Source organism: Sphingomonas sp. (genome assembly GCF_019635455.1).
In the GTDB taxonomy this organism is placed as follows: Bacteria; Pseudomonadota; Alphaproteobacteria; order Sphingomonadales; family Sphingomonadaceae; genus Sphingomonas.
Genome location: NZ_JAHBZJ010000017.1, coordinates 1 through 23,849 on the forward strand (window position 1 = coordinate 1; position 23,849 = coordinate 23,849).

General features: G+C 66.7%; 22 protein-coding genes. 10 read left to right on the forward strand and 12 right to left on the reverse strand.

Going from position 1 to position 23,849, the window contains the following annotated elements:
* The first annotated feature begins 132 nt into the window (after positions 1-132).
* Positions 133-899, forward strand: a protein-coding gene (locus tag KF783_RS15415) for an IS5 family transposase (protein WP_294080927.1) whose coding sequence is annotated in 2 segments (ribosomal slippage) — positions 133-445 and positions 445-899 — 768 coding nt in all. Because the reading frame shifts where the segments join, the coding sequence is not laid out codon by codon here.
* Here the strand turns inward: KF783_RS15415 and KF783_RS15420 are convergent.
* From KF783_RS15420 to KF783_RS15440, 5 genes are all read right to left on the reverse strand, one after another.
* A complete protein-coding gene (locus KF783_RS15420; protein WP_294080929.1) occupies positions 896-1,174 on the reverse strand; it encodes a hypothetical protein in 279 nt (92 codons plus the stop codon). The genes KF783_RS15415 and KF783_RS15420 overlap by 4 nt on opposite strands.
* Positions 1,175-1,430: 256 nt before the next feature.
* Positions 1,431-2,198, reverse strand: a complete 768-nt coding sequence (locus KF783_RS15425) for a methyltransferase domain-containing protein (protein ID WP_294080931.1) — start codon at positions 2,196-2,198, stop codon at positions 1,431-1,433.
* Complete coding sequence (prfB, locus tag KF783_RS15430; RefSeq protein ID WP_294080933.1) at positions 2,195-3,322, reverse strand: peptide chain release factor 2; 1,128 nt, start codon at positions 3,320-3,322, stop codon at positions 2,195-2,197. The genes KF783_RS15425 and prfB overlap by 4 nt, the downstream gene beginning before the upstream one ends.
* A 186-nt stretch (positions 3,323-3,508) precedes the next feature.
* Positions 3,509-5,950, reverse strand: a complete 2,442-nt coding sequence (locus KF783_RS15435; RefSeq protein ID WP_294080983.1) for a transglycosylase domain-containing protein — start codon at positions 5,948-5,950, stop codon at positions 3,509-3,511.
* A 164-nt stretch (positions 5,951-6,114) separates the two neighbouring features.
* The gene (locus tag KF783_RS15440) at positions 6,115-7,314 is read right to left on the reverse strand and encodes an N-acetylmuramoyl-L-alanine amidase (protein WP_294080935.1); all 1,200 of its coding nucleotides are present in this window, start codon (positions 7,312-7,314) and stop codon (positions 6,115-6,117) included.
* A 523-nt stretch (positions 7,315-7,837) separates the two neighbouring features.
* Here KF783_RS15440 and KF783_RS15445 point away from each other — a divergent pair.
* The 5 genes from KF783_RS15445 (at position 7,838) to KF783_RS15465 (ending at position 14,524) form a co-directional block, all read left to right on the forward strand.
* Positions 7,838-10,504 (forward strand): ribonuclease E/G, encoded by a 2,667-nt coding sequence (locus KF783_RS15445; protein WP_294080937.1) that lies wholly within the window; start codon positions 7,838-7,840, stop codon positions 10,502-10,504.
* A 141-nt stretch (positions 10,505-10,645) separates the two neighbouring features.
* Positions 10,646-11,995, forward strand: a complete 1,350-nt coding sequence (locus KF783_RS15450; RefSeq protein WP_294080939.1) for a M48 family metalloprotease — start codon at positions 10,646-10,648, stop codon at positions 11,993-11,995.
* Positions 11,992-12,735, forward strand: coding sequence for a DsbA family protein (locus KF783_RS15455; RefSeq protein ID WP_294080942.1), 744 nt, complete (start codon positions 11,992-11,994; stop codon positions 12,733-12,735). Before KF783_RS15450 ends, KF783_RS15455 begins: the two co-directional genes overlap by 4 nt.
* Positions 12,736-12,815: 80 nt before the next feature.
* A complete protein-coding gene (locus tag KF783_RS15460; protein ID WP_294080943.1) occupies positions 12,816-13,757 on the forward strand; it encodes an ABC transporter ATP-binding protein in 942 nt (313 codons plus the stop codon).
* Positions 13,754-14,524, forward strand: a complete 771-nt coding sequence (locus tag KF783_RS15465) for an ABC transporter permease (protein ID WP_294080945.1) — start codon at positions 13,754-13,756, stop codon at positions 14,522-14,524. The genes KF783_RS15460 and KF783_RS15465 overlap by 4 nt, the downstream gene beginning before the upstream one ends.
* Here KF783_RS15465 and KF783_RS15470 read toward each other — a convergent pair.
* From KF783_RS15470 to glpX, 4 genes are all read right to left on the reverse strand, one after another.
* Positions 14,514-14,885, reverse strand: coding sequence for a PilZ domain-containing protein (locus tag KF783_RS15470; protein ID WP_294080947.1), 372 nt, complete (start codon positions 14,883-14,885; stop codon positions 14,514-14,516). The two genes, KF783_RS15465 and KF783_RS15470, sit on opposite strands and share 11 nt — an antisense overlap.
* Positions 14,886-14,946: 61 nt before the next feature.
* Entirely contained in the window at positions 14,947-16,812 is a 1,866-nt protein-coding gene (locus tag KF783_RS15475; RefSeq protein WP_294080949.1) for a CocE/NonD family hydrolase, read from the reverse strand.
* A 60-nt stretch (positions 16,813-16,872) separates the two neighbouring features.
* Positions 16,873-17,580 (reverse strand): CPBP family intramembrane glutamic endopeptidase, encoded by a 708-nt coding sequence (locus tag KF783_RS15480; RefSeq protein WP_294080950.1) that lies wholly within the window; start codon positions 17,578-17,580, stop codon positions 16,873-16,875.
* Positions 17,581-17,623: 43 nt separating this feature from the next.
* A complete protein-coding gene (glpX, locus tag KF783_RS15485) occupies positions 17,624-18,592 on the reverse strand; it encodes a class II fructose-bisphosphatase (protein ID WP_294080952.1) in 969 nt (322 codons plus the stop codon).
* Here glpX and KF783_RS15490 point away from each other — a divergent pair.
* From KF783_RS15490 to KF783_RS15500, 3 genes are read left to right on the forward strand one after another with little or no spacing between them, the layout of a single operon-like run.
* Positions 18,591-18,758, forward strand: a complete 168-nt coding sequence (locus KF783_RS15490) for a hypothetical protein (RefSeq protein ID WP_294080954.1) — start codon at positions 18,591-18,593, stop codon at positions 18,756-18,758. The genes glpX and KF783_RS15490 overlap by 2 nt on opposite strands.
* 3 nt (positions 18,759-18,761) lie before the next feature.
* Positions 18,762-19,097, forward strand: a complete 336-nt coding sequence (locus KF783_RS15495; protein WP_294080956.1) for a hypothetical protein — start codon at positions 18,762-18,764, stop codon at positions 19,095-19,097.
* A gap of 55 nt (positions 19,098-19,152) precedes the next feature.
* Positions 19,153-19,503, forward strand: coding sequence for a hypothetical protein (locus tag KF783_RS15500; RefSeq protein WP_294080958.1), 351 nt, complete (start codon positions 19,153-19,155; stop codon positions 19,501-19,503).
* A gap of 7 nt (positions 19,504-19,510) precedes the next feature.
* Here KF783_RS15500 and KF783_RS15505 read toward each other — a convergent pair whose 3' ends face one another.
* The 3 genes from KF783_RS15505 to KF783_RS15515 form a co-directional block, all read right to left on the reverse strand.
* Positions 19,511-20,803, reverse strand: a complete 1,293-nt coding sequence (locus tag KF783_RS15505) for a homoserine dehydrogenase (protein WP_294080960.1) — start codon at positions 20,801-20,803, stop codon at positions 19,511-19,513.
* A 134-nt stretch (positions 20,804-20,937) separates the two neighbouring features.
* A complete protein-coding gene (locus KF783_RS15510) occupies positions 20,938-21,900 on the reverse strand; it encodes a 2-oxoglutarate and iron-dependent oxygenase domain-containing protein (RefSeq protein ID WP_294080961.1) in 963 nt (320 codons plus the stop codon).
* Positions 21,901-22,003: 103 nt separating this feature from the next.
* The gene (locus tag KF783_RS15515) at positions 22,004-22,498 is read right to left on the reverse strand and encodes a hypothetical protein (RefSeq protein ID WP_294080963.1); all 495 of its coding nucleotides are present in this window, start codon (positions 22,496-22,498) and stop codon (positions 22,004-22,006) included.
* Between the two features lie 61 nt (positions 22,499-22,559).
* Between KF783_RS15515 and KF783_RS15520 the strand changes: the two genes are divergently transcribed.
* The gene (locus tag KF783_RS15520; protein ID WP_294080966.1) at positions 22,560-23,843 is read left to right on the forward strand and encodes a multidrug effflux MFS transporter; all 1,284 of its coding nucleotides are present in this window, start codon (positions 22,560-22,562) and stop codon (positions 23,841-23,843) included.
* Positions 23,844-23,849: the final 6 nt, after the last annotated feature.

Below are 23,849 nucleotides of genomic sequence, written 5' to 3' on the forward strand. Positions count from 1 at the left end.
CTGGCTGGGCGTGCATGGATGTTCTGAGCGGCGGCTCACCTACTTTCTCGATTGTAGCTCGGGCGGGCTAAACAGCACGTTGTTCGACGTTTTCGCCTTTCGCGAGATGTCGAACGCTGATTCAGCGTTGGCATGAGCCGATATGATCTGACTGACTTTGAGTGGCGCGTGATCGAGCCGCTCCTGCCCAACAAACCGCGGGGCGTGCCCCGCGTAGATGACCGCCGGGTGCTGAACGGGATCTTCTGGGTGCTTCGTTCCGGTGCACCATGGCGCGACCTGCCTGAGCGCTACGGCCCACGCACCACCTGCTACAACCGCTTCGTGCGATGGAGGAAGGGAGGCGTATGGGATCGGCTGATGGATGCCATCAGCGCCGCGCATGACGGTGCCATCCAGATGATCGACAGCACTTCCATCCGGGCGCACCAGCAGGCTGCGACGGGAAAAAGGGGGGTACAGATCACTGTCTCGGTCGATCACGCGGCGGGCTCATGACCAAGATCCACGTTGTCGTCGACGCGCAGGGCCTCCCGATCCGGCTCGGCCTGACCGCAGGGCAAGCGCACGACGGCCAGATCGCTGACAGGCTGCTCGACCACCTTGGCTCGCGCACCATCGTGCTGGCGGACAAGGCCTATGACGCCGACCGCCTCCGCGAGTTTATCCAGGACCAGGGCGCCACGCCCAACATCCCGCCGAAGAGCAACCGCAAATGGAAGCCGTGCTTCAGCAAGCGCCTCTACCGCGAGCGCAACCTCATCGAGCGGTTCTTCTCCAAGCTGAAGCACTTCCGCCGCGTCGCCACCCGCTACGACAAACTCGCAGCCAACTTCCTCGCCATGGTCCAGCTCGCCTCAATGCGGCTGTGGCTCCGCGCTTATGAGTCTACGGCCTAGAAGGTGGCCTCAAAAATCGGGTGGCGCTTCGGTTGAGCCATCGACTTCTTCGTGCACGCAATCGCTGCGTGCATGTCGAAGCCTGTGTCCACCAGGACGCCGTCCGGAATGGCAAACTGTGCTTTACGGTCGACATCTTGGCCCAACGGGAATCGCGCCCACGTCTCGTCGTCGAACCTGGCGCCGATCGCTCTGCGGCGGGCCGAGCGAAGTACGGAAAAGCGGCGCTCGTCTCGACCTTGAGGTAGGCCGAACTCGGGTTGCAGAAGCGACACGGTTTTTCATGAAGGTGTTCCGCAGAACCCGGGCATCCCATTTTCAAATCGACACGAAACGTGAGCGGATTCCGCGCAAATCCGCATGATTTACAAGGCGAAATTTTGGTTTTTGGTACCGCCATGCGCTGGTTCGAATCCAGCCGCCCCAGCCAAGCGATCACCGGCCGATCGCGCCGCGCCTTGAGCGCCCCTGATGGACTGGCATTTCGAGCGATGCCGGTTCGTGCGATGCCGGCGTGCGTCCGGTTCGGCGCTATTCGTCGCCCATCGGGGTGGCGCCGGGCGAAGGTGCGGGCCGTCCGGGATTGCGGCAGGCGCGGATCGCCGATGGCTCGGGCCGCTGCCCCTCCGCACGGAACATCGCCAGATATCCCCCGGCGGAGGGCATGTCGCGCATCGTGACCAGCCGGTAGCCGATCGCTGCGAATTCGCATTTCAGCAGCGCGGGCGGCGTGCCGTGATTCTGCGTCTCGCGATCGGCATCGACGACGACGATCAGCCCGTCCTTGCGGAGCGACGGACGCATCCGCCACAGGAACGCATAGGGTTCGCCGATCTCGTGGTACATATGGACCATGAAGATGCGGTCGAAGCTGTTGTCGGGCAGCTTCGGGTCCTCCGGCTCGCCCAGCCGCACGCTGACATTGTCGAGCCGTTCGCGCGCGACGCGTTGTGCCAGCGCGTCGCGGACTTCGGGAATGATATCCTCGGCCAGCACGCGCCCGTTCTTGCCGACCCGGTTGGCAAGGCGGATGGTGTAATAGCCCTCGCCCGCGCCGATATCGGCGACCGTCATGCCCGGGCGGATATCGGCGAGGTTCATCACCGTATCCGCCTCGTTCAGCCGATCGCGCGATTCCTCGTTCGACCAGCGTGAGGAGACGATGGTCGCGACCGGCCGATCGGCGGCGGGGAAGTGCAGCTCTTCCTCCTGAGAGGGGCGGGGCCGTGGCCGCGTGTCGTCACAGCCGGCAAGCGCCAGCGTCAGCGACACGATCAGCGCGGCGGCCCCTGGCCTCAATCCACGTCCTCCACCTCGACCGTCTCGCCGGTCACGCGCTGCGACAGCGCGGCGGCCATGAACGGATCGAGCGCCCCGTCTAGCACGTCCGACGGCGCCGTCGAGGTGACCCCGGTGCGCAGGTCCTTCACCAGCTGATAGGGCTGGAGGACATAGGAGCGGATCTGGTGGCCCCAGCCGATTTCGGTCTTGGCGCTGTATTCGCCCAGCGCCGCGGCCTCGCGCTTGGCCAGTTCGGCCTCGTACAGCCGCGCCTTCAGCATCCCCATCGCGGTCGCGCGGTTCTTGTGCTGTGAGCGGTCCTGCTGGCTGGCGACGATGATGCCGCTGGGAACGTGGGTGATGCGGACCGCCGAATCGGTGGTGTTGACGTGCTGTCCGCCCGCGCCCGACGCGCGGTAGGTGTCGATCTTGAGGTCGCTTTCGTTGATTTCGATGTCGATCGAATCGTCGATCACCGGATAGACCCAGACCGACGAGAAGCTGGTGTGGCGCCGCGCCGAGCTGTCATAGGGCGAAATGCGGACCAGCCGGTGAACGCCGCTTTCGGTCTTGGCATAGCCATAGGCATTCTCGCCCTTGATCAGCAGCGTCGCGGATTTGATCCCCGCCTGTTCGCCGGCGTGATAATCCATCAGCTCGACCTTGAACCCGTGGCGCTCGGCCCAGCGGGTGTACATGCGCTGGAGCATTTCGGCCCAGTCCTGGCTTTCGGTGCCACCGGCGCCCGAATGGACCTCCAGATAGGTGTCGTTGGCGTCCGCCTCACCCGACAGCAGCGCCTTCACCTTGTCCTGCTCGGCGCGTTCGGCGAGCGTGGCAAGGCCCTGTGTGCCTTCGACCGCCATCTCTTCGTCGCCTTCGGCCTCGGCCATCTCGATCAGTTCGGACGTGTCGGACAGTTCGCGCTCGATCGCGCGCGTCGCGGTGATCGATTCGTCGAGCCGGCGACGTTCGCGCATCACGTCCTGCGCCTCGCGGGGATTGTCCCACAGCGTCGGATCCTCGACCCGCGCATTCAGCTCGTCGAGCCGGCGCAGCGCCTTGTCCCAGTCGATGAACCGGCGCAGCAGCGCAAGCGCGGCGTTGATCTTTTCGGCATGTGCCTGCGCTTCGGCGCGCATCGGAAAACCTTTCCATCGTTCACAGGTCGGCCGTCACCGGGCCGGCCATTCAAATCCGTCATCGCCCCGACCCGCCACCGGATGTCGCCGGAAGGCGGGGGACGCGCTGGAGGTTCAGGTTCATCCCTTCGGCAAGGCCCCCCGCGGCGCGGGGACCCGAAGGGCGTCTGCGTCTCATCCGACGCGCTAGTAGATTCCGCCCTCGCGTTGCAAGAAGTCGCTGTCGCGCGGGCCTTCCTTCGTTTCGGTCTTCTTCTTCACGACCGTCTTTGGCGCGTCCTGCACGTCCTCGTCGCGCACCGCGCGGCGGCGCGGTTCGCTCTCGGGCTTGAACGCTTCCCAGATCACCGCGCCCTTGGGGTCCCCGCTGGGCCAGGCGCCGAACACCCGCTTGCCGGTCGCGCGGTCGATCCGCACCATGCGGATGCCCGCCGGCGCGGTGAAGGGCAGGACGTCGAGATTCTCGAACGCCTTGGTCGCGAACGCCTTGAAGATCGGGACGGCGAGCGTGCCGCCCTGGGCATAGCCGCCCAGGCTGGTCGGCGTGTCATAACCCAGATACAGGCCGGCGATGATCTGCGGAGTGCCGCCGATGAACCACACATCGGTCGGACCGGTGGTGGTGCCGGTCTTGCCCATGATCGGTCGTCCCATGTCGCGCAGCGCGGTCGCGGTTCCGCGCTGCACCACGCCCTCGGCGATATGGACCATCTGATACGCACTCATCGCGTCGAGCACCTGGCGCGCGCGGCTGACCGGACGCGGCATCGGCTTGCCATCCCAATCGGGCATGTTGCAGCGATCGCACGGTCGCCAGTTGGCCGGCCAGATCACCTTGCCATGGCGATCCTGGACGAAATCGATCAGCGTGGGATTGAGCGCGCGCCCATGATTGGCGAGGATCGAATAGGCATTCACCATCCGCATCACCGTCGTCTCGCCCGCGCCCAGCGCGAACGAGAGATAGGGGGGATATTTCTGCTGGCTGACGCCCATCCGCTGCATCAGGTCGACGACCTTGTCCATGCCGGTCTGGTTGGCCGCCTGCACCGTCATCAGGTTGCGCGACTGTTCGATGCCCCAGCGCATCGTCTTTGGCCCGGCCCCGTGCGAGCCGCCGAAGTTGCGGAAGCATTTCTGCCCCAACGCGGCGCCCTGATAGACGCAGAACGGACCATCGACGATGATCGAGGCGGGGGTCATCCCGTTTTCGAGCGCCGCCGAATAGACGATCGGCTTGATCGTCGATCCGGGCTGGCGCTGTGCCTGCGTCGCGCGGTTGAACGACTGGACGGTGGCGTCGAACCCGCCCTGCATCGCCAGGATGCGCCCGGTGCTCGGCTCCTCGACCACCATGCCGCCCGAAATCTTCGGAATCGAACGCAGCGCGAAAGTCTCGCCCTCCGGCGCGACGGCGATGACGTCGCCCGGCTTCAGCGCGGCGAAGGCGGTGCCGCCCTTGCCGCGCACCGGCGTCTGGGCCGCCCAGCTCGGCAGCGTCCCGGTCCTGCCGTCGCCAAAGCCGATCTGTGCCGTGTTACCGCTTTTCGAGATGACGATCGCGGCGCGCCAGTCCTCGTAATCAAGGTCGATATTGGTATTGAGCAGCGCGCCCCGCCACCCATCGTCCTCGAACGGCGCCTCGCGCATCGGGCCGGACCAGCCACGCCCGCGATCGAAGCGGAGCAGCCCTTCGCGCAGCGCCTTTTGCGCCGCCCGTTGCAGTTCGGGATCGAACGAGGTGCGGACCCACAGCCCACCGGCATAGACACTGTAAGGGCCGGATTCGGCGGTTTCGCCGAACCGGTCGAGCAGCTGCCGCCGCACTTCCTCGATGAAATAGCCGCCCAGCGGATCGACCGAGGGCGATTTGCGCGGCACCGCGCCCAGCGGGGCGGCGACCGCCGCGTCATGCTGCGCCTGGGTGATATAGCCGTTTTCGAGCATCTGCCCGAGCACCCAGTTGCGCCGGGTAATGGCACGATCGGCATGCCGCTCGGGCATATAGTTGGACGGACCCTTGGGCAGGATCGCCAGATAGGCGAGCTGTTGCAGCGGCAGTTCGCGTACCGGTTTGTCGAAATAGGCGTTCGCCGCCGCCTCTACCCCGAACGCGTTGCGGCCCAGCGCGATCTGGTTGAGGTAGAGTTCGAGGATCTGCTCCTTTGACAGCGCATGCTCGATGCGGAACGCCAGGATCGCCTCGCGCGCCTTGCGCACATAGCTCACTTCGTTGGTGAGCAGCAGGTTCTTGGCCACCTGCTGGGTGATGGTGGAGGTGCCGCGCGGGGTCTCTCCGCTGGTCAGCCCCTGCCACGCGGCGCGCACCAGCCCGGGATAATCGACGCCGCCATGCCGGAAGAACGTCTTGTCCTCCGCCGACAGGAACGCGCCGACCAGCAGCTTGGGATATTCGTCGAACGACAGCTCGACGCGCCGTTCGCGGGCATAGCTGCGCAGCGGGGTGCCGTCGATCGCGCGGACGTTGGTCGGCAGCGGCGGCTCGTAGGCGCGCAACTTATCGACCGAGGGCAGGTCGCGCAGGAACAGCGCCCAGAGCAGCACCATGCCGACGCCCGAGAGCAGCGCCAGCCAGGCAAGCACCTTGAACCACCAGCGCCGGCGCATGTCGGCGAACCAGCCGCCGACATCCTCACGGGTGAATTTGAGGGTGAAATTGGGTTGGTACGCGTCCGCCATCTCGCGCGCGGTTTAGCAGGATTGCGCCGGCTTGCCAGCAAAGGATGCGTGCGCCGGTGCGTTCCGCCGCGTCGCGCCGATGGCGGGCGCGGTCAGCGCGCCGCCATCCGGGTGGCGAAATGGATCGCGACCGCGCGGCTGACGCTTTCGGCGATGCGCCGCCGGCCCTCCGCCGAATCGAGCATCGCGACGTCGCGCGGGTTCGAGATATAACCGGTTTCGAGCAGCACGGAGGGCATGTCCGGCGCCTTCAGCACCAGCAGCGACGCCATGCGGTGCGCCTGCTGTTTGACCGGGATCAGCCCCTGCGCCTCACGCCCGAGCAGGCGCGCGAATTTGGCGGACGCGTTCATCGTCTCGCGCTGGGTCAGGTCGATCAGGATCGACGAGACTTCCTGGCTCTGCGTGCCAAGATCGATGCCGGCCAGGATGTCGGACTTGTTCTCGCGCGCGGCGAGGCGGGCGGCTTCCTTGTCCGACGCGACTTCGGACAGGGTGTACACCGTCGCGCCGGTCGCGTCGGGGGTCGTGGCGGCATCGCAATGGACCGAGATGAAGAGCGCCGCCCCCAGCTTGCGCGCCACTTCGAACCGGTCACGGTGCAGGAGGTAGCGGTCGTCCTCGCGGGTCAGCGCGACGCGCACCCGGCCAGAGGCGACCAGTTCGTCGCGGATCGCCTTGGCGATCTTGAGCGCCAGGTCCTTTTCCTGAAGCCCGCCTGCCGAGAGCGAGCCGGGATCGTGGCCGCCATGGCCGGGATCGAGCACCACCAGCGGGCGATCGTCGTCGGCGCCATAAACGCGCGGGAGCGAGAAGGGGGCGGGGCGCGGCGGCACCGGGGCGGTCACGCTGTAGCTGTGGCGCGACGAGGCGCGGGCGAAACTGAACGGAGGCAGGAAGCTCATCCGCCCCTCCGCCGCGGCACGGGCGAAGCGTGCGTCGTCCACGGTGCGCAGTTCGAGCGTGAGCGTCGTGCCATCGCCCGAAAAGCTGCCTTCGGTGACGATTGCGGGCCGCGCCAGATCGAACACCACACGCGCGCCGTCGTCGCGCGCCGCCTGGCGGACGCCCGCGACCGGGCCGGCCGCGTCCGCGCCGGCGCCCGGGGTCGCGCCCATCAGGTCGAGGGCGATGCGGTTGGGACCGGCCAGCAGGAAGCTGCTCGCCTGGGTCACGCGATCGTCGAAGCGGATGACGATCCGGCTCGACTGGACGTCGATATCACGGATCGTTCCCGCCCAGCTCGGCGCGCCGGTCAGAAAGCCGGCGAGGAGGGCGAGGAAAAAGGACACCCGGGCGATATGCCGCGCCGGGCTGGGGGGGGTCCAGCCCAAAAGCATAAACGGAACTCACAACAAGAATTTGCCCTGACGCTCGCTGGGTAGCGTGCAGGGTCTTCAGCCGCGGTGAAGCGGTGCGGTTAATTCCGGATTCGGCATATTTTTGCCGGCATTGCCGGCAGCATCTTGCCGTTTCGGTCTTGTCGCCGCTGCGGCGCACACCAATTGTTGCCGGGCCGGTTCGCGGGTGCTAGGCAGTCCGCCAGCCGGTTCCCCGTCGGGGCTTCCGGCGATCCACACCCGGCCGTGCGCGGCCAGGTAATTTCAGGTTGACGCTGCATGAGGCAATTTCCGTCCATCCCGCAACGCACCGCGCAAGCGGTCGCGCGCGAGGCGGCGGAGGCACTGACCCACGGGTCGGTCCGTGTCCGGGCAGCAGAGGCATCACCCAACACCCGCGCGTCCGCATTGACGGGCCGCTCATTTGACCGCGCGCCGCGGCCGACAACCGCCTGGCGCGCCCGGAGAATACTCAATGACCATGCGTATGCTGATCGACGCACGCCACCGGGAGGAAACCCGCGTGGCCGTCGTCAAGGGAAACCGAATCGAGGAGTTTGATTTCGAGAGTGCCGAGCGCAAGCAGCTCAAGGGCAATATCTATCTGGCAAAGGTGACCCGCGTCGAACCGTCGTTGCAGGCGGCGTTCGTCGAATATGGCGGCAATCGCCACGGGTTCCTGGCGTTCAGCGAAATCCACCCCGATTATTACCAGATTCCCAAGGAGGATCGCGACGCGCTGCTGCGCGAGGAGGCCGAGCACGCCGCCGAAGAGGCCGCGCTGCGCGCCGAAGCCGATGAGGATGAGGAGGGCGGCGACGTCGAGGTGCTGGAGCGCCCGACCGACGAGGATGAGGAAGCCGCCGAAGCCGATGACGGGGAAGAGGGCGATGCCGGGGCCGAGGGCGGCCGTCGCCGCCGTGGCAAGGGCAATGACGACCAGGTGGAGGCGCTGCGCCAGCGCCGCATGAACCTGCGCCGCCGCTACAAGATTCAGGACGTGATCCGCCGTCGCCAGGTGTTGCTGGTTCAGGTCGTGAAGGAAGAGCGCGGCAACAAGGGCGCGGCGCTGACCACCTATCTCAGCCTGGCCGGGCGTTACTGCGTGCTGATGCCCAACACCGCGCATGGCGGCGGGATCAGTCGCAAGATTTCGAGCGCGGCGGACCGCAAGCGGCTGAAATCGATCATGTCGGACCTGAAGCTGCCGCCGTCGATGGGCTGCATCGTCCGCACCGCCGGGCTTCAGCGCACCAAGACCGAGATCAAGCGCGATTTCGATTATCTGGCGCGTCTGTGGGACGAAATCCGCGAAAAGACGCTGGGATCGTCCGCGCCCGCGCTGGTCTATGGCGACAGCGACCTGATCAAGCGCGCGATCCGCGACATCTATAATCGCGACATCGACGAGGTGATCGTCGAGGGCGAGGAGGGATATCGCCACGCCAAGGACTTCATGAAGCTGCTGATGCCGAGCCACGCCAAGCGGGTGAAGCATTACAGCGACGCGGTGCCATTGTTCCAGCGGGCGCATGTCGAGGATCAGCTGGGCGCGATGTATCATCCCGTCGTGCAGCTGAAATCGGGCGGCTATCTGGTGATCAACCCGACCGAGGCGCTGGTGTCGATCGACATCAACTCGGGCCGGTCGACGCGCGAACACAATATCGAGCAGACCGCGACCGCCACCAATCTGGAAGCTGCGCAGGAAATCGCGCGCCAGCTGCGGCTGCGTGACATGGCGGGCCTCGTCGTCATCGACTTCATCGACATGGACCATTCGTCCAACGTCCGGAAGGTCGAGAAGGCGATGAAGGAAGCGCTGAAGAACGATCGCGCCCGCATCCAGGTGGGCCGGATCAGCGCGTTCGGCCTGATGGAGATGAGCCGTCAGCGCCTGCGCACGGGCGTGCTGGAGGCATCGACCCGCCAGTGTCCGCATTGCGAGGGGACGGGGCTGGTCCGCACCGCATCGTCGGCGGGGCTGTCCGCACTGCGCCTGATCGAGGACGAAGCGGCGCGCGGGCGCGGCTCGCAGCTGGTGCTGCGGTGCAGCCAGGAAGCGGCCTTTTACGTGCTCAACAAGAAGCGCGCCGACATCGCCGAGATCGAGGATCGCTATGGCGTGATGGTCGAAATCCTGTCGGACGGCGAACTCGAAGGTGCGCGCATGTCGGTCGAGGCGGGTGGCCCGCCGCCGGCGCACGCGCCGAAATTCTCCGCCGCGATCGAGGAGGTCGAGGAAGACGTTATCGACGAGATCGACGACGAGGAGGATGAGGACGAAGAGGTCGAGGCCCGTGAACCGCGCGAGCGCCGCGGACGCGACGGCGAGGGTGAAGGTGAGGGCGGGCGCAAGCGTCGCCGCCGCCGCCGTGGCCGTCGCGGTCGTCGCGACGAACAGGGTGAGGATGCCGGTGAAGCCGGTGAGGGCGATGCCGAAGACGGCGCCGATGCCGATGCCGATGGCGATACCGTTGCCGCTGGCGGTGCTGACAATCGCGATGAGGCGCCTGCCGCTGTCGAGGATGACGGCGAACCGCGCAAGCGCCGCCGTCGGGGCCGCCGTGGCGGTCGAAAGGGCGGCGGCGACGAGGCGGTGAGCGCCGATACGGTCGAGACCGAGGCGGTCGAAACCGCCGATCCCGCGCCGGTGTCCGCACTGGACGAGGCGACGATGGAAGCGGGAATCGCCGCCGAGCCGCAGCCGGCGACGGATGCCGTACCGGCCAAGCCGAAGCGCAGCCGCCGCAAAAAGGCGGATGCCGATACGGTCGAAGCGCTGACCGGCGAGCCGATCGCGGCGGCGCAGGTTGCGGAGGCCGCCGAAACCGAGGCCGAGGCTCCGGCCAAGCCCAAGCGCGCGCGCCGCAAGAAGATCGCCGAGGCGGAGCCGGCGGGCGAGGTTCAGGCCGAGGTCGCTGCACCCGAAACTGCCGAGGTCGCCCCCGCGCCCAAAGCCAAGCGCCGGAGCCGCGCCAAGTCCGCCGCGGCGACGGCGGAGGCGACGGTCGCACAGGATCTGGAGCCGGCCGCAGCCGAGACGGCGCCGGCCGAACCCGCCCATGCGGATGTCGGCGAGGGCGAGGGCGAGGAAGGTACCCCGCGCCGCGGCTGGTGGCAGCGCACCTTCGGCGCCTGACGGTCGAGAAAACCGGGCGGGATCCCTTGGGGTTCCGCCCGATTTTCATCGCCGGTTCATCGGCACCGGCCCATCCTGCTACAGGTGCGTCCGGCCCAGCCGACCGTTGATCGCAGGGGATTTTCCGCCATGATGCCGGCCATGAAGCGCCTTGTTACCCTGTTCGCGCTGCTGTTGCTGATCGGCGTCGGCAGTCCCGCCTTTGCCCAATCGATCCTGCGCGACGCCGAGACCGAGGCGCTGCTCGCCGATATGTCGCGCGACATCATCGTCGCCGCGAACCTGTCCCCCGCCAATGTCCGGGTGGTGCTGATCAGCGACCCGTCGATCAACGCCTTCGTCGCGGGCGGACAGACGGTCTATATCCATTCCGGCCTGATCGACGCGGCCAGTTCCGCGAACGAGGTGCAGGGCGTGATCGCGCACGAGATCGGCCACATCACCGGCGGCCATGTGCCGTTGCAGGACCGGATGGCGAAGGGGGCGACCGGGATCACCATCCTCAGCCTGCTGCTTGGCGCGGCGGCGATGGCGGCGGGATCGCCCGATGCCGGCGTAGGGCTGATGCAGCTTGGCCAGCGCGCCGCGCTCGGCAATTTCCTTGCCTTCAGCCGCGCCCAGGAATCGACCGCCGACGCGGCCGGCGCCAAATATCTGGCCGGCGCGAAGGTGAGCGGGCGCGGCATGCTCGATTTCTTCAAGAAGCTGCAACAGCAGGAATATCGCTGGGGCCTCAAGCGCGGGAGCGATACCAGCTATGTGATGACCCACCCCATGTCGGGTGAGCGCGTCGCCACGCTGAGCGCCGATATCCAGGCCGATCCGTCCTGGAACCGGCCCAATGATCCCGATCTGGAGAAGCGGTTCCTGCGCGTTCAGGCGAAATTGCGCGGCTATGTCGCCGATCCCAAGGATACGCTGCGCAAATATCCCGCCAGCGATACCAGCGTCCCGGCACGCTATGCCCGGGCCTATGCCTATCACCTTGGCGGCTATCCCACCGAGGCGGCGGCAGAGGCGGCGGCGCTGGTGAAGGCCGAGCCGCACAATCCCTATTTCCTGGAGCTTGAAGGGCAGATCCTGCTCGAATCGGGCAAGCCGAAAGAGGCGATCCCGCCGCTGCGCGAAGCCACCGCGCGCACCAATTATCAGCCGCTGATCGCCACCACCTTTGGCCACGCCCTGCTCGCGACCGAGGATCGCGCCAATCTGGACGAGGCGGAAAAGGTGTTGCGTCAGGCGGTGGTGCGCGATTCGGAAAATCCCTTTGCCTGGTATCAGCTGGGCATGTTGTACGAGCGCAAGGGCGATACCGCGCGATCCGCGCTCGCCACCGCCGAACGGTCGAGCATGTTGGGCGATCCGGGCCGCGCGCTGGCGAGTGCGCAGGTCGCGATGGCAGGCCTGCCACAGGGGACGCCGGACTGGATTCGCGCACAGGATATCGTCATGGCCTCCCAGGGCATGATCCAGGACAGCAAGAAGAAATGACCGAGATGATGGGGAAGGGGCCGCTGGCGCTCGCCGGCCTGCTGGTGCTGTCGGCGGCGCTGGGCGCGGGCGGCGTGCTCGCGGTACAGGGGCTGACCGCGCACACGCCGGACGAAGCAAAGATCCGCGGCATCGTGCGCGACTATGTGCTCGAAAATCCGGAAATCCTGCCCCAGGCGATGGAGCGGCTGAAATCGCGCGAGACCGGCAAGGTGGTCGGCGGGAACCGCGCCGCGATCTTCAAACCCTATGCCGGCGCGTGGGAGGGCAATCCGAACGGCGACGTCACCGTCTCGGTGTGGATGGACTATGCCTGCACCTATTGCCGCGCGAGCCTGCCGATGATCGCGCAGCTGGTGGCCGAGGACCCCAGGGTCCGCATCGTCTATCGCGAGCTGCCGATCCTGAGCCAGGTGAGCCGCACCGCCGCGCGATGGGGTCTGGCCGCGGCGGAGCAGGGCAAGTTCAAACCGTTCCACATCGCGCTCTATTCCGGCCCGGCGCTCAGCGACGCGGCGATCGCCGCGGCGGCGGCGAAGGCGGGGCTGGACCAGGCCAGGGCCAGGGCGTCGATCGATGCCCAGCGGGTGGATGCCGAAATGGCCTCGAACCTCGACCTTGCCGGCAAGCTGGGGATGACCGGCACCCCCAGCTGGGTGATCGGCGACCAGGTGATTTCGGGCATGGTTCCCTATGACGCGCTGAAGGCGGCGGTGGCGGCCGCGCGTTCGAAAAAATAACCGGCGCGCGGGGCGTCGGGTTGCTGGCCCGGCGTGCGCGCCCTACATCGCGGCCTCCTGTTGCCTTGGGGGCCTTGTCCATGCAGCCGATCCTGTCCGTTCGCGGCGTCAGCAAGACCTATGCCTCCGGGCATGCGGCGTTGGGATCGGTCGATCTGGACATCCGCAAGGGAGAGATTTTCGCGCTGCTCGGTCCCAACGGGGCGGGCAAGACGACGCTGATCAACATCGTCTGCGGGATCGTCACGCCGACGGCCGGGACGATCACCGTCGGCGGCCATGATGCGATCCGTGACCCGAGATCGGCACGACGGATCATCGGACTGGTGCCGCAGGAACTGGCGGTCGATATGTTCGAAACGGTGCTGGCGACCACCCGGTACAGCCGCCGCCTGTTCGGGCGCGCGGGGCATGACGCCTATATCGATGAGCTGCTCCGCGACCTGTCGCTCTGGGACAAGCGCAATGCGAAGATCATGGAATTGTCGGGCGGGATGAAACGGCGGGTGCTGATCGCCAAGGCGCTGAGCCACGAACCCGACATCCTGTTCCTGGATGAGCCGACCGCAGGCGTCGATGTCGCGCTGCGCCGCGACATGTGGAAACTGGTCCACAAGCTGCGCGAACGCGGCACGACGATCATCCTGACCACCCATTATATCGAGGAGGCCGAGGAAATGGCCGACCGGGTGGGGGTGATCGACAAGGGGCGGCTGATGCTGGTCGATGAAAAGGCGGCGCTGATGAAGAAGCTGGGCAAGCGCGAGATGGACATCGCGCTGGTCGAACCGATGGCGCGGGTGCCGGACGAACTGGCCGAATGGCAGGTGACGCTGGAGGATGAGGGCGCGCGGCTGCGCTACGTGTTCGACGCACAGGCGGAGCGGACCGGCATCCCCTCGCTGCTGCGCAAGCTGGGCGAGCTGGGCATCGCGTTCAAGGATCTCGACACGTCGAAATCCAGCCTTGAGGATATCTTCGTCGATCTGGTCGCAGCCCGCGATGAGGGGGTGGCGGCGTGACCGGCATCAATCATCACGGCGTCTGGGCGATCTACCGCTTCGAAATGGCGCGTACGCTGCGCACGCTGTGGCAGAGCGTGGCGACCCCGGTCATCACCACCTCGCTCTACTTCATCGTATTCGGCGGGGCGATCGGCAGCCGCATCGATTCGATCGACAGCGTGAACTATGGCAGTTTTCTGGTGCCGGGGCTCATCATGCTTTCGCTGCTGACCCAGAGCATTTCGAACGCGTCGATCGGCATCTATTTCCCCAAATTCACCGGCACGGTCTATGAACTCCTGTCGGCGCCGATCTCCGCGGTCGAGATGGTCGTCGGCTTCGTCGGCGCGGCGGCGACCAAATCGGTGATCATCGGCCTCATCATCCTCGTCACCTCCGCGCTGTTCGTGCCGCTGCGCATCGACCATCCGTTCGCGATGGTGGCGTTCCTGCTGCTGACCTCGATCACCTTTTCGATGTTCGGCTTCATCATCGGCATCTGGGCCAAGAATTTCGAGCAGCTGAACGTCGTGCCGGCGCTGGTGGTGACGCCGCTCACCTTTCTGGGCGGGGCGTTCTATTCGATCAGGATGCTGCCCGAACCGTGGCAGACGCTCAGCCTGTTCAACCCGGTCGTCTATCTGGTCAGCGGGTTCCGCTGGAGCTTTTTCGGGGTCGGCGACGTGGATATCGCCGCCAGCCTGGGGTTTACGGCGGTGTTTCTGAGCCTGTGCCTTGGCCTGATCGTGTGGATCTTCAAATCCGGCTACCGGCTCAAGAACTGACCGTCCGCCGGGCGTCACGGGGCGCACCCGGCACCGACGATGGCGGCGGCGGAAGGCCGTGGCGATCGATAAGCTGCCGAAAGACCTTTTTGCCGATCGGCTGGGTAAAGGCGCATCCGGCCTCGAACTCCGTCGCCCAGACGATCCTGCCGGTGATGGTGAGACCTCCCGGCAGCGTCAGGGTGATGCGCGACTCCGGCTCGACCCGGTGATGAAGCAACAGCCGCGCGCCGGCGATCGACAGGTCGCTGATCTGACAGACACAGCGCCCGCCGCCGGCAGCCTCTATCCGGCCTGGTGCGTTCAGGCGCGCGCGCGCCTGTTCACGCCTTGACCCGACCGTCAACTCCGCCGCGAGCACGCTTCTCTCCACACCTTCGAGACAGCGTGGGTATGCCAAGTTACTCTTAAATATAAGTTATTTATCGCATGACAGGCAGGCGAATCATCGATCCGGCACATACGCGCTGCGTTGCCTTTACGAAATCGGCCGGATCGGCCTTGTAGATGTTCGGTACGAATTTCTGGGGATTGCGGTCGATCACCGGGAACCAGCTGGACTGGATCTGCACCATGATGCGGTGGCCCTTGCGGAACACATGGTCATGGTCGCGCAGCGGCACGTCCCAGGCGACGACCTGGTCCGGCGTCAGCGGCGTCGCCTTCTCGAAACTGCGAAGGTAACGACCGCGCCGCACCTCCATCGCGATCGGCCATTGATAGCCGTTGAGCGTGGCCGGATAGTCGCCCAGCGCCCTGGCGGGCCGGCTTTCGAAATCGTCGGGCAGCACGTCGATCAGCTTCACCACGAAATCGCTGTCGGTGCCGCTGGTCGATGCCATCAGCGTCGCCGCGATCTCACCGGTGACGGTCAGGTCGGCGTCGAGCGGTTCGCTGACATAGCTCAGCACATCGGGGCGGTGATCGGCGAAGCGCTGGTCGGCGGCCTCCCACCAGCGCCATTCCTGCGAGGGATAGGTGCGGCTCATCGGGCGTTCGCGGAACGGCACCGGATTGGCGGGATCGGAGACATAGTCGCGGCACCCTTCGCCGGCCCCCGGCGCGTTGAACGACAGCGAGCCGTCGGCATGGAGATACAGGTCGGTCGGCGTCGCCCCGGCGGGCGGCCATTTGGCGTAGCTCTTCCACTGCCACGATCCGCTTTGCAGCATCTTTGCCTCGAACTTCGGCTGCTGGCCCTTGCCGTGCAGCCAATAGGCAAAGAAGGGCGCCTCGATATCGCGCATGAATTCGGTGCCGGCGTCGCGCCCGATCGGCACATATCCGACCCGGTCGTTGGTGGTGTGCCACGTGCCGTGCGCCCATGGGCCGGCGACGATCATGTTCAGCCCCTTGGGATCGGCGGCCTCCATCTTCTCATAGATTTTCCAGGTGCCGCGCGGATCCTCCTGGTCCCAGAAGCCGGCGACGTGCAGCGTCGGCACCGTCGTGCTTCCCAGCCGGTCGGTCCAATGCTGGTCCTTCCAGAAGGCGTCGTAATCGGGATGCTCGATCATCGCCGTGAATTGCGGCACGCTGCCCTTGAAATAGCGGGTGTCGAGATTGGCGACCGGGCCGAGTTTCAGGAACCAGTCATAGGTATCGACCGGCGCCTTGCCGCCATAATCGAAATCCTCGCCCTGGTCGTTGTTCTGAAGGCTGAACAGCCAGTCGGTCGCGTAGGACAGCCGTGCGGCGCCCCAGCGGTGAAGGTCGTCATTCTGCCACCAGTCGTTCCACGCCGCCTGCGGGCTGACCGCCTTTAGCGCCGGGTGCGGACGGGCGAGCGACACGGCCGAGGCATAGCCCGGATAGGACACGCCCCACATGCCGACCCGGCCATTGTTTTCCGGCACGTTCTTCACCAGCCAGTCGACCGTGTCCCACGCGTCGCTTGCCTCGTCCACCCCCTTCGATCCGGGGGGCTGGAGCTTCATCGACATGGTGAAATCGCCGTCCGACTTGAACTGGCCGCGCATGTTCTGGAACACGAAGATATAGCCGTCGGCGGCGAGATACTGGTAGCTGGCCGGTACGGTCTTCAACGGCCCGCCCGGCACGCCATAGGGGGTGCGCTGGAGCAGGATCGGCAACTTCCCGGTCGCCCCGCGCGGGCGCATGATGACGGTCTGAAGCCGCGCCCCGTCGCGCATCGGCACCATCACCTCCTGATAGGTGAAGGCGGCTTCCGGTTGTGCGGCGGGCATGGTCTGTCGCGCCGGCGCGGCGGTCAGGGGAAGTGCGAGTGCGGCGAGCGCCGCCAGCTTGAGCATCCGCATCGTCGTCATCCCCTTTTCGTTCGCGTCCCGACAGCTATGCGCGGGGCGGCGGCGTGCCGCAAGCCGGGCTCACGCCGCGCTGCGCCCCAGCAGTGCCGGGCGCAGCACCAGGCCGTTCAGATTGAGCAGCGCATGCAGCAGCATCGCGAACCACAATTCGCCGGTCGCCAGGTACACGATCGCGAACATGGCACCGGCGACGAGCGAAAAGCCCATGCCGATCCAGCCCTGATAGCGGTGCGCATAGGCGAACATCACCAGTGCGATGCCGAAGCCCAGCAGGGCGCTCCCGGTCGCCAAAGCCGCGAACAGGGGGAGGGCGAGGCGGAAGAACAGTTCCTCCACGACGCCGGCGGTCACGCCCAGCAGCATCGTCCAGCCGATTTCCGTCCGCGTGCGCGGCAGGATCGCGTCGAGTCTCCCGGCCATCAGCTCGCGCTTGCCACGCCGTACCCGCCACCACGCGATCAGCAGGCCGAGCAGCGCGCCGCCGCCAAAACCGGCGAGGATCGCGACCTGCAACGCCTGTGGATCGCCGCCAAATCCGGCAAGCTGCCGCGCATGGCCGGCGGCTGCGTCGAACGCCGCCGGGCGCTCGATGAAGGCGCTTAGCTGCCCCGCGATCGCCAGCGCGACGAGCGCGGACAGGCCGAAAGCCAGCGGTGCGCGGCGCAGCCAGCGGCGGTATCGGACGATGCGGGTGGCGGGGGCGTCGCTTCCGCCCCGCACATACCAGCCATAGGCGCCGGCCAGCGCGAGCAGGAGCAGCCAGTTCAAGCTGCGCGGCCCGCGAGGGACCAGACCGCCGCCGCCCTTCGCATCAGGCGGTGCGGTGCTCGCCCTTGACCCAGCGAACGGTGCCGGAGCTGGCGCGCATCACCACGCTTTCGGTGGTCATCTTGCCCTTCATCCGCTTGACGCCTTCGAGCAGCGACCCGTCGGTCACGCCGGTCGCGGCGAAGATACAGTCGCCCTTGGCCAGTTCGGACAGGTCATATTGCCGGTCGAGGTCGGTGATGCCCCATTTGCGGGCGCGGGCGCGTTCGTCGTCGTTGCGGAACAGCAGCCGGCCCTTGAACTGGCCGCCGACGCAGCGCAGCGCCGCGCACGCCAGCACTCCCTCTGGAGCGCCGCCCGATCCCATATAGACGTCGATCGTCGTGTCCGGATCGCTGGTGGCGATCACACCGGCCACGTCGCCATCGCCGATCAGCACCACGCCGCAGCCGATCGCGCGCAGTTCGGCGATCAGCTTGTCGTGACGTGGCCGGTCGAGGACGCAGGCGATGATCTCATCGGGCCGCACGCCCTTCGCCGCCGCGATCGCCTCGATATTCTGGGTGGGCGTGCGGTCGAGGTCGATGGTGTCGGGGGCATAGCCGGGGCCGACGGCGATCTTGTCCATATACACGTCGGGGGCGTTGAGCAGGTTGCCCTCCTCCGCGATCGCCAGCACCGCCAGGCTGTTCGGGCCAGCCTTCGCGCAGATGGTGGTGCCTTCCAGCGGATCGAGCGCGATGTCGATCTTTGGCCCCTTGCCCGGCGCGGATCCGACCTTCTCGCCGATATACAGCATCGGCGCCTCGTCGCGCTCGCCTTCGCCGATCACGACGGTGCCGTCCATATAAAGTTCGTTGAGCGCCGCGCGCATCGCCTCCACCGCCGCCGCATCGGCCGCCTTTTCATCGCCACGCCCGGTCAGCTTCGACGCGGCGATCGCGGCAGCCTCGGTCACGCGGACCATTTCGAGCACGAGGACGCGGTCGAGTAGCTTGCTGGCGGTCTGCATGGAAATCCTGGCCCCTCTCTTGCCGGTTGGCGGTCTGGCTGCGGCGATAGGAGCGCGGTTGCGCGCTGTCCATGGCCGGCAACGCTGTCATCGCGCGGGAATCGACATCGATGCGCGAAACCAAGGCGCGCTGTCGGCGTTCAAGCCGAAACAGGACGGGGTCTGAACGATGATTTCGATGCTGGTGGCGCTGGCCGCCGTACAGGGAATGCCAATGGTATCGACGCCGGCGGCGCATCACCGCCCGGCGGCGCGGCGGGTCGTGGCACGCAAACACGCCCGCAAACACGCGCCCCGCCGGGTCGCGCTCACCCGGCTGAAGCTGTGCGTGACCGGGCAATGTTCGGCCAGCGCGCCGGACCGGTATCGCATCACCAGCGAGACCGCGCCGAACTGGAGCGCGAAGATGGACGTGGTCAAGCCGACCGGCATCCCGTGCGGTGTCCAGGGCGCGCCGGTCTGTCCGCGCGACGGCCGAAAGCTGGTCAGCGCGCCGATCGACTGACGCGTCCCCGTTTCGCCGCCCGCCGCGCCGTGGTAGACGGGGCGCGGAGGCAGTGATGACGGGACCGATCCTGTTGCTGATCGCGATGCAGGCGGCCGCGCCGCCACCTTCGGTCGATACGATGCGGCGCGAAATGACCGCGCGCATCCCCTGTGACAAGCCGCAGGACCAGAACGAGATCACGGTATGCGGGCTGCGCGAGGCGGACCGTCGCTATCGCGTTCCCTTTGTCGAGGTGCGAAGCAAGGATATCGTGCCGGCCCAAACCGCACGGGTGCTGGAGGATGGCATGTTCTCGTGCGGCATCACCGGCCCGTTTCTCACCGAATGCGGCGGCATGGTCGGCGTGACCGTCACGATCGGCACCGACGGCAAGGTCTATCGCCGTCGCGATCCCGCACCCTGAGGCGCGGTCACTCGCCCAGAATGTGCATCCACATCGGCTCGCCCGCCAGGCTTGGCGAACCGCGCAGCTTTTCCAGCGCCTGGGCGACGCAGCGTTCCGGCCCTTCATGGGTGACGATCGCGACCAGCACGCTGCCGTCTGCCATCGCCCCGCGCTGGATCAGTGATTCGATCGACACGCCCGCATCGCGCATCGCCGCAGCGATTTCCGCGAGCACGCCCACCTTGTCGGCGACGGTGAAGCGCAGATAGGCGCGGCTGCGCCGGTCGCCGGTCGGTGCCGCCGGCTCGACCGACAGGCTGGCGGCGGGCATCGCATAGGGCGGGCCGAATTCGGTCCGGGCGATGTCGATCAGGTCGGCGACGACCGCCGACGCGGTGGGTCCATCGCCGGCGCCGGCCCCCTGGAACAGCAGGCGACCGACGAAATTCCCCTCTGCGACCACCGCATTGGTGGCGCCGGTGACATGCGCCAGCGGATGGGCGAGCGGGACGAGATGGGGGTGAACGCGCTGGAACAGCCCCGTCGGACCCAGATCGGCGATGCCGAGCAGGCGCACCCGATAGCCCAGCGCCGCCGCCTCCGCGATGTCGGCGGCGAGCAGGTGACGAATACCGCCGATCGCGACGTCGCCAAATGCCGGTTGGGTGCCGAACGCCAGGCTGGCAAGGATCGACAGCTTGTGCGCGGCGTCCACACCGTCGATATCGAAACTGGGGTCCGCCTCGGCAAAGCCGGCGGCCTGCGCCTCGGCCAGCACCTCGGCGAAATCGCGGCCCTCCGCCTCCATCTTTGACAGGATGAAATTGCAGGTCCCGTTCAGGATGCCGTACACGCGATCGATCGCGTTCGCCGCCGCGCCCTCACGCAGGCCCTTGATCACCGGCACGCCGCCGGCGACGGCCGCTTCGAACTTCAGGCCGATATCCGCCGCTTCGGCCAGCCCGGCGAGTTCGAGGCCGTGATGCGCGATCATCGCCTTGTTCGCGGTCACCAGCGCCTTGCCGGCGCCCAGCGCGGCGCGGGCGAGCGCCAGGGCCGGGCCGTCGGCGCCGCCGATCAGTTCGACCACCACATCGGCCCGGTCATGTGTCGCCAGCCGCGTCATGTCATCGACCCAGTCGAACCGGTCGATATCGACGCCGCGATTCTTGGCGCGGTCGCGCGCCGAAACCGCGACGATCTCGATCCGGCGGCCGGCGCGTCGCGCGATCAGGTCGGCATTCGCGTCGATCAGACGAATGACGCCCGCGCCGACGGTACCAAGCCCGGCAAGCGCGACTTTCAACGGTTCGGACACGCTGTTCCCCACTCACATCGTCGCCCGGACCCGTTCCGGAGGACATCGGGCGGCAAGAATCGCCCGGGCGGCTCTTTGCGGCACCGCCGATCCCCGAACAAGTCCGGGCGATGATGGAATAGCTTTGCCGCCCCCTATTTCTTCGTGAGGCCGATCTCGGCCAGGCGCTCGGCAAGATAGTCGTGCGCGGTGATCGGCGGCTCGCGCTCGGGGTTCTCCGCGCTCACGCATTGCGGCAGCGCCTTGATCAGGAAATCGGGCGCCGGGTGCAGGAAGAAGGGCATCGAATAGCGCGGCGTGCCACGCCGTTCGACCGGAGGATTGACGACGCGGTGCGTGGTCGAGGGCAGGACATGGTTGGTCAGCCGCTGGAGCATGTCGCCGACATTGACCACCATCGCGCCCTCGGGCGGCTTGACCGGCAGCCACCGGCCATCCTTGTCGAGCAGCTCCAGCCCCGCCTCTTCGGCGCCGAGCAGCAGGGTGATGAGGTTGATATCCTCATGCGCGCCGGCGCGCACGTTCGGCGCGTCTTCCGTCACCGGCGGATAATGCAGCAGGCGCAGGACCGAATTGCCGTCCTTCACCGCATGGTCGAACCAGTCGGGCGCCAGCCCCAGATGCCGGGCGATGGCGGAGAGCAGCCTGTCCCCCGCCGTGTCGAATGCCGCGAACAGCTCCAGAAAGGTCTCGCGAAATCCCTCCGGCCGGTCGGGCCAGACGTTGGGGGCCATATCCTTTTCAAAGCGGTGGCCGGCGGCCAGCTGCCGACCGATATGCCAGAATTCCTTGAGATCGACATAGTCGGCGCCCTTCGCGATCTCGGTCTTGAAGGGGGTGTAGCCACGCGCGCCGCCGCCGCCCGCGATGAAATAGCGGCGCTTCTCCTCCTCGGGCAGGTCAAAGAACGCCTTGGTCATCGCCCAGGCGCGCTCGATCAGGTCCTGCGGCACGCCATGATCGCGTACCATCGCAAAGCCGAACCGCTCGAACGATCCGCCCAGTGCGGCCGCGAAGCCATCGGGATCGCGCTCCTGATCGGCGAGGCTGACCAGCGGAACGCCGAGCCGGTCGGGGGCGGTAAGGGTATCGGGCATTGCAACGGGACTCCGAAAATCGAATCCCGTGCAGATACGCGCTTGCGCGGCGGAGGAACAGGGGCGGGAAACTACGTAACGCGATGTCCGCGCGTCGTCGCCCTTATTTCCCGGTCACCGCCAGCGTTCCGCGGCTCTTGCCCGCGCCGGCGGGATCCAGTTTGAGGGTATAGGCGCTGCCCTCGCTGGTCTTTCCCGCCAGTTCGGTCTGCTTCCCGGTGACGGTGAATCCGGCCCCCTCCATCTGTTCGCGGAACCAGTCGGTGACCTGTTTGGCATCGGCCGGGGCGTCGAACACGACATGCACCGAACCGTCGCCATCGGCTTCCGACTTGTCGTCGATGTTGAGGCTGGAGATGGTCGATCCTGGATAGAGCTTGACGCCGTCAATCTCGAAATTCTCCGCGCCGATCTTGAACTTGGGCAGCTTGATCGATCCCTCAAAGCCGGGTGCCTTGACCGAAACCGTGCCGTCCTTGCCGATGCTGGCGGCGGCATTGCCGTCACCGCCCTTGATCGAAACGGTCGTGCTCTCACCGTCGCCGCCGCACGCCGTCAACGCCACAGCAAGGGGAAGGGCAAGCCAGTTCGTCTTCATCATCGCCTCCAGCGTATTATCTTGGCAATACACTATGGGCTTTGGGGGGCGACGTCAATCCATGGGGGTGACGCCGCTGCTGCATTGCGGCATGGGGCGCGGCATGGATGCCCGGACCAACCCAGTCGCCGACGCCGCCACGAACCGTTCGCCGATCCCGATGGCGGAGTTCGTGGCGCTGATCGCGTCGATCATGGCGTTGACCGCGCTGGGGATCGATTCGATGCTGCCGGCGCTGCCCGCGATCGGCGACCAGCTGGGGGTGTCCGAGCCGAACCACCGCCAATATGTCATCACCGCGTTCATGTTCGGCTTTTCGTTCGGGCAGCTGGTACACGGGCCGCTGGCCGACCGGTTCGGGCGCAAGCCGGTGATCGGCATCGCGCTGGCCGTCTATGTGGCGACCAATGGGGTGGCGGCCCTTTCGCAGAGCTTTGAACTCCTGCTCGTCGCACGCGCGGCCAGCGGCATGGCGGTCGCGGCCGGGCGGGTGGTGACGGTGGCGCTCGTGCGTGACTGTTTCTCGGGCCGGGCGATGGCGCGGGTGATGAGCCTTGCCTTCATGACCTTCATGGTGGTCCCTGTCCTCGCCCCGGCATGGGGGCAGGTGATGGTGATGATCTTTGGATCGTGGCGGCTGATCTTTGGCGGGATCGCGATCATCGCCGTGCTGGTGCTGTGCTGGTTCCTGATCCGCATGCCGGAAACGCTGGCGCCCGAGGCCGGCAAGCGACACGGGCTGCGCGACATCTGGGAGGGATACCGGATCATGTTCCGGGATCGCTGGGCAGTCGGCTACACGCTGGCCGCGACGGCGATCACCGGCGGCTTCTATGCGTTCATCGGATCGATTCAGCAGGTCGTGTACGATGTGTTTCACCGGCCGGACCTGTTGACCGCGGTCTTTGCGTCGGTCGCCGCGCTGATGTCGCTGGGCGCGTTCATGAATTCGCGGCTGGTGATGCGGTTCGGGATGCGCTTCCTGTCCCATGCCGCGCTCCTCGCGATCTGTTTCTTTGCGGCGCTGCACCTGATCGTGATCCTGGCGGGCCGGGAGACGCTGTTTCTCTTCATCGTGTTGCAGGCGCCGATGATGGCGGCGATGGGGCTGGCGAATTCCAATTTCTCGGCGATGGCGATGGAGAATATGGGCGCGATCGCCGGCCGGGCGTCGAGCCTTCAGGGGTTTATCGCCACCTTTGGCGCGGCGATCCTGGGCGCGGTGATCGGACAGGCGTTCGACGGATCGACCTTGCCGCTGTTCATCGGCTTCACCGCGCTCGGCTTTTCGGCGCTCGCGATCGTGTTCGTGACCGAACGCGGGCGGCTGTTTCACCGCAACTGACGCGGT

Bases quoted from the DNA above. Each gene is read 5' to 3' on its own strand.
- prfB (WP_294080933.1), bottom strand. From the start codon at position 3,322: ATGCGCGCCGAAGCGCAGGCACATGCCGAAAAGATCAACGCCGCGCTT.
- KF783_RS15435 (WP_294080983.1), bottom strand. From the start codon at position 5,950: ATGCGCCGGCGCTGGTGGTTCAAGGTGCTTGCCTGGCTGGCGCTGCTC.
- KF783_RS15445 (WP_294080937.1), top strand. From the start codon at position 7,838: ATGACCATGCGTATGCTGATCGACGCACGCCACCGGGAGGAAACCCGC.
- KF783_RS15450 (WP_294080939.1), top strand. From the start codon at position 10,646: ATGAAGCGCCTTGTTACCCTGTTCGCGCTGCTGTTGCTGATCGGCGTC.
- KF783_RS15455 (WP_294080942.1), top strand. From the start codon at position 11,992: ATGACCGAGATGATGGGGAAGGGGCCGCTGGCGCTCGCCGGCCTGCTG.
- KF783_RS15460 (WP_294080943.1), top strand. From the start codon at position 12,816: ATGCAGCCGATCCTGTCCGTTCGCGGCGTCAGCAAGACCTATGCCTCC.
- KF783_RS15475 (WP_294080949.1), bottom strand. From the start codon at position 16,812: ATGACGACGATGCGGATGCTCAAGCTGGCGGCGCTCGCCGCACTCGCA.
- KF783_RS15490 (WP_294080954.1), top strand. From the start codon at position 18,591: ATGGAAATCCTGGCCCCTCTCTTGCCGGTTGGCGGTCTGGCTGCGGCG.
- glpX (WP_294080952.1), bottom strand. From the start codon at position 18,592: ATGCAGACCGCCAGCAAGCTACTCGACCGCGTCCTCGTGCTCGAAATG.
- KF783_RS15495 (WP_294080956.1), top strand. From the start codon at position 18,762: ATGATTTCGATGCTGGTGGCGCTGGCCGCCGTACAGGGAATGCCAATG.
- KF783_RS15500 (WP_294080958.1), top strand. From the start codon at position 19,153: ATGACGGGACCGATCCTGTTGCTGATCGCGATGCAGGCGGCCGCGCCG.
- KF783_RS15510 (WP_294080961.1), bottom strand. From the start codon at position 21,900: ATGCCCGATACCCTTACCGCCCCCGACCGGCTCGGCGTTCCGCTGGTC.
- KF783_RS15515 (WP_294080963.1), bottom strand. From the start codon at position 22,498: ATGAAGACGAACTGGCTTGCCCTTCCCCTTGCTGTGGCGTTGACGGCG.
- KF783_RS15520 (WP_294080966.1), top strand. From the start codon at position 22,560: ATGGGGGTGACGCCGCTGCTGCATTGCGGCATGGGGCGCGGCATGGAT.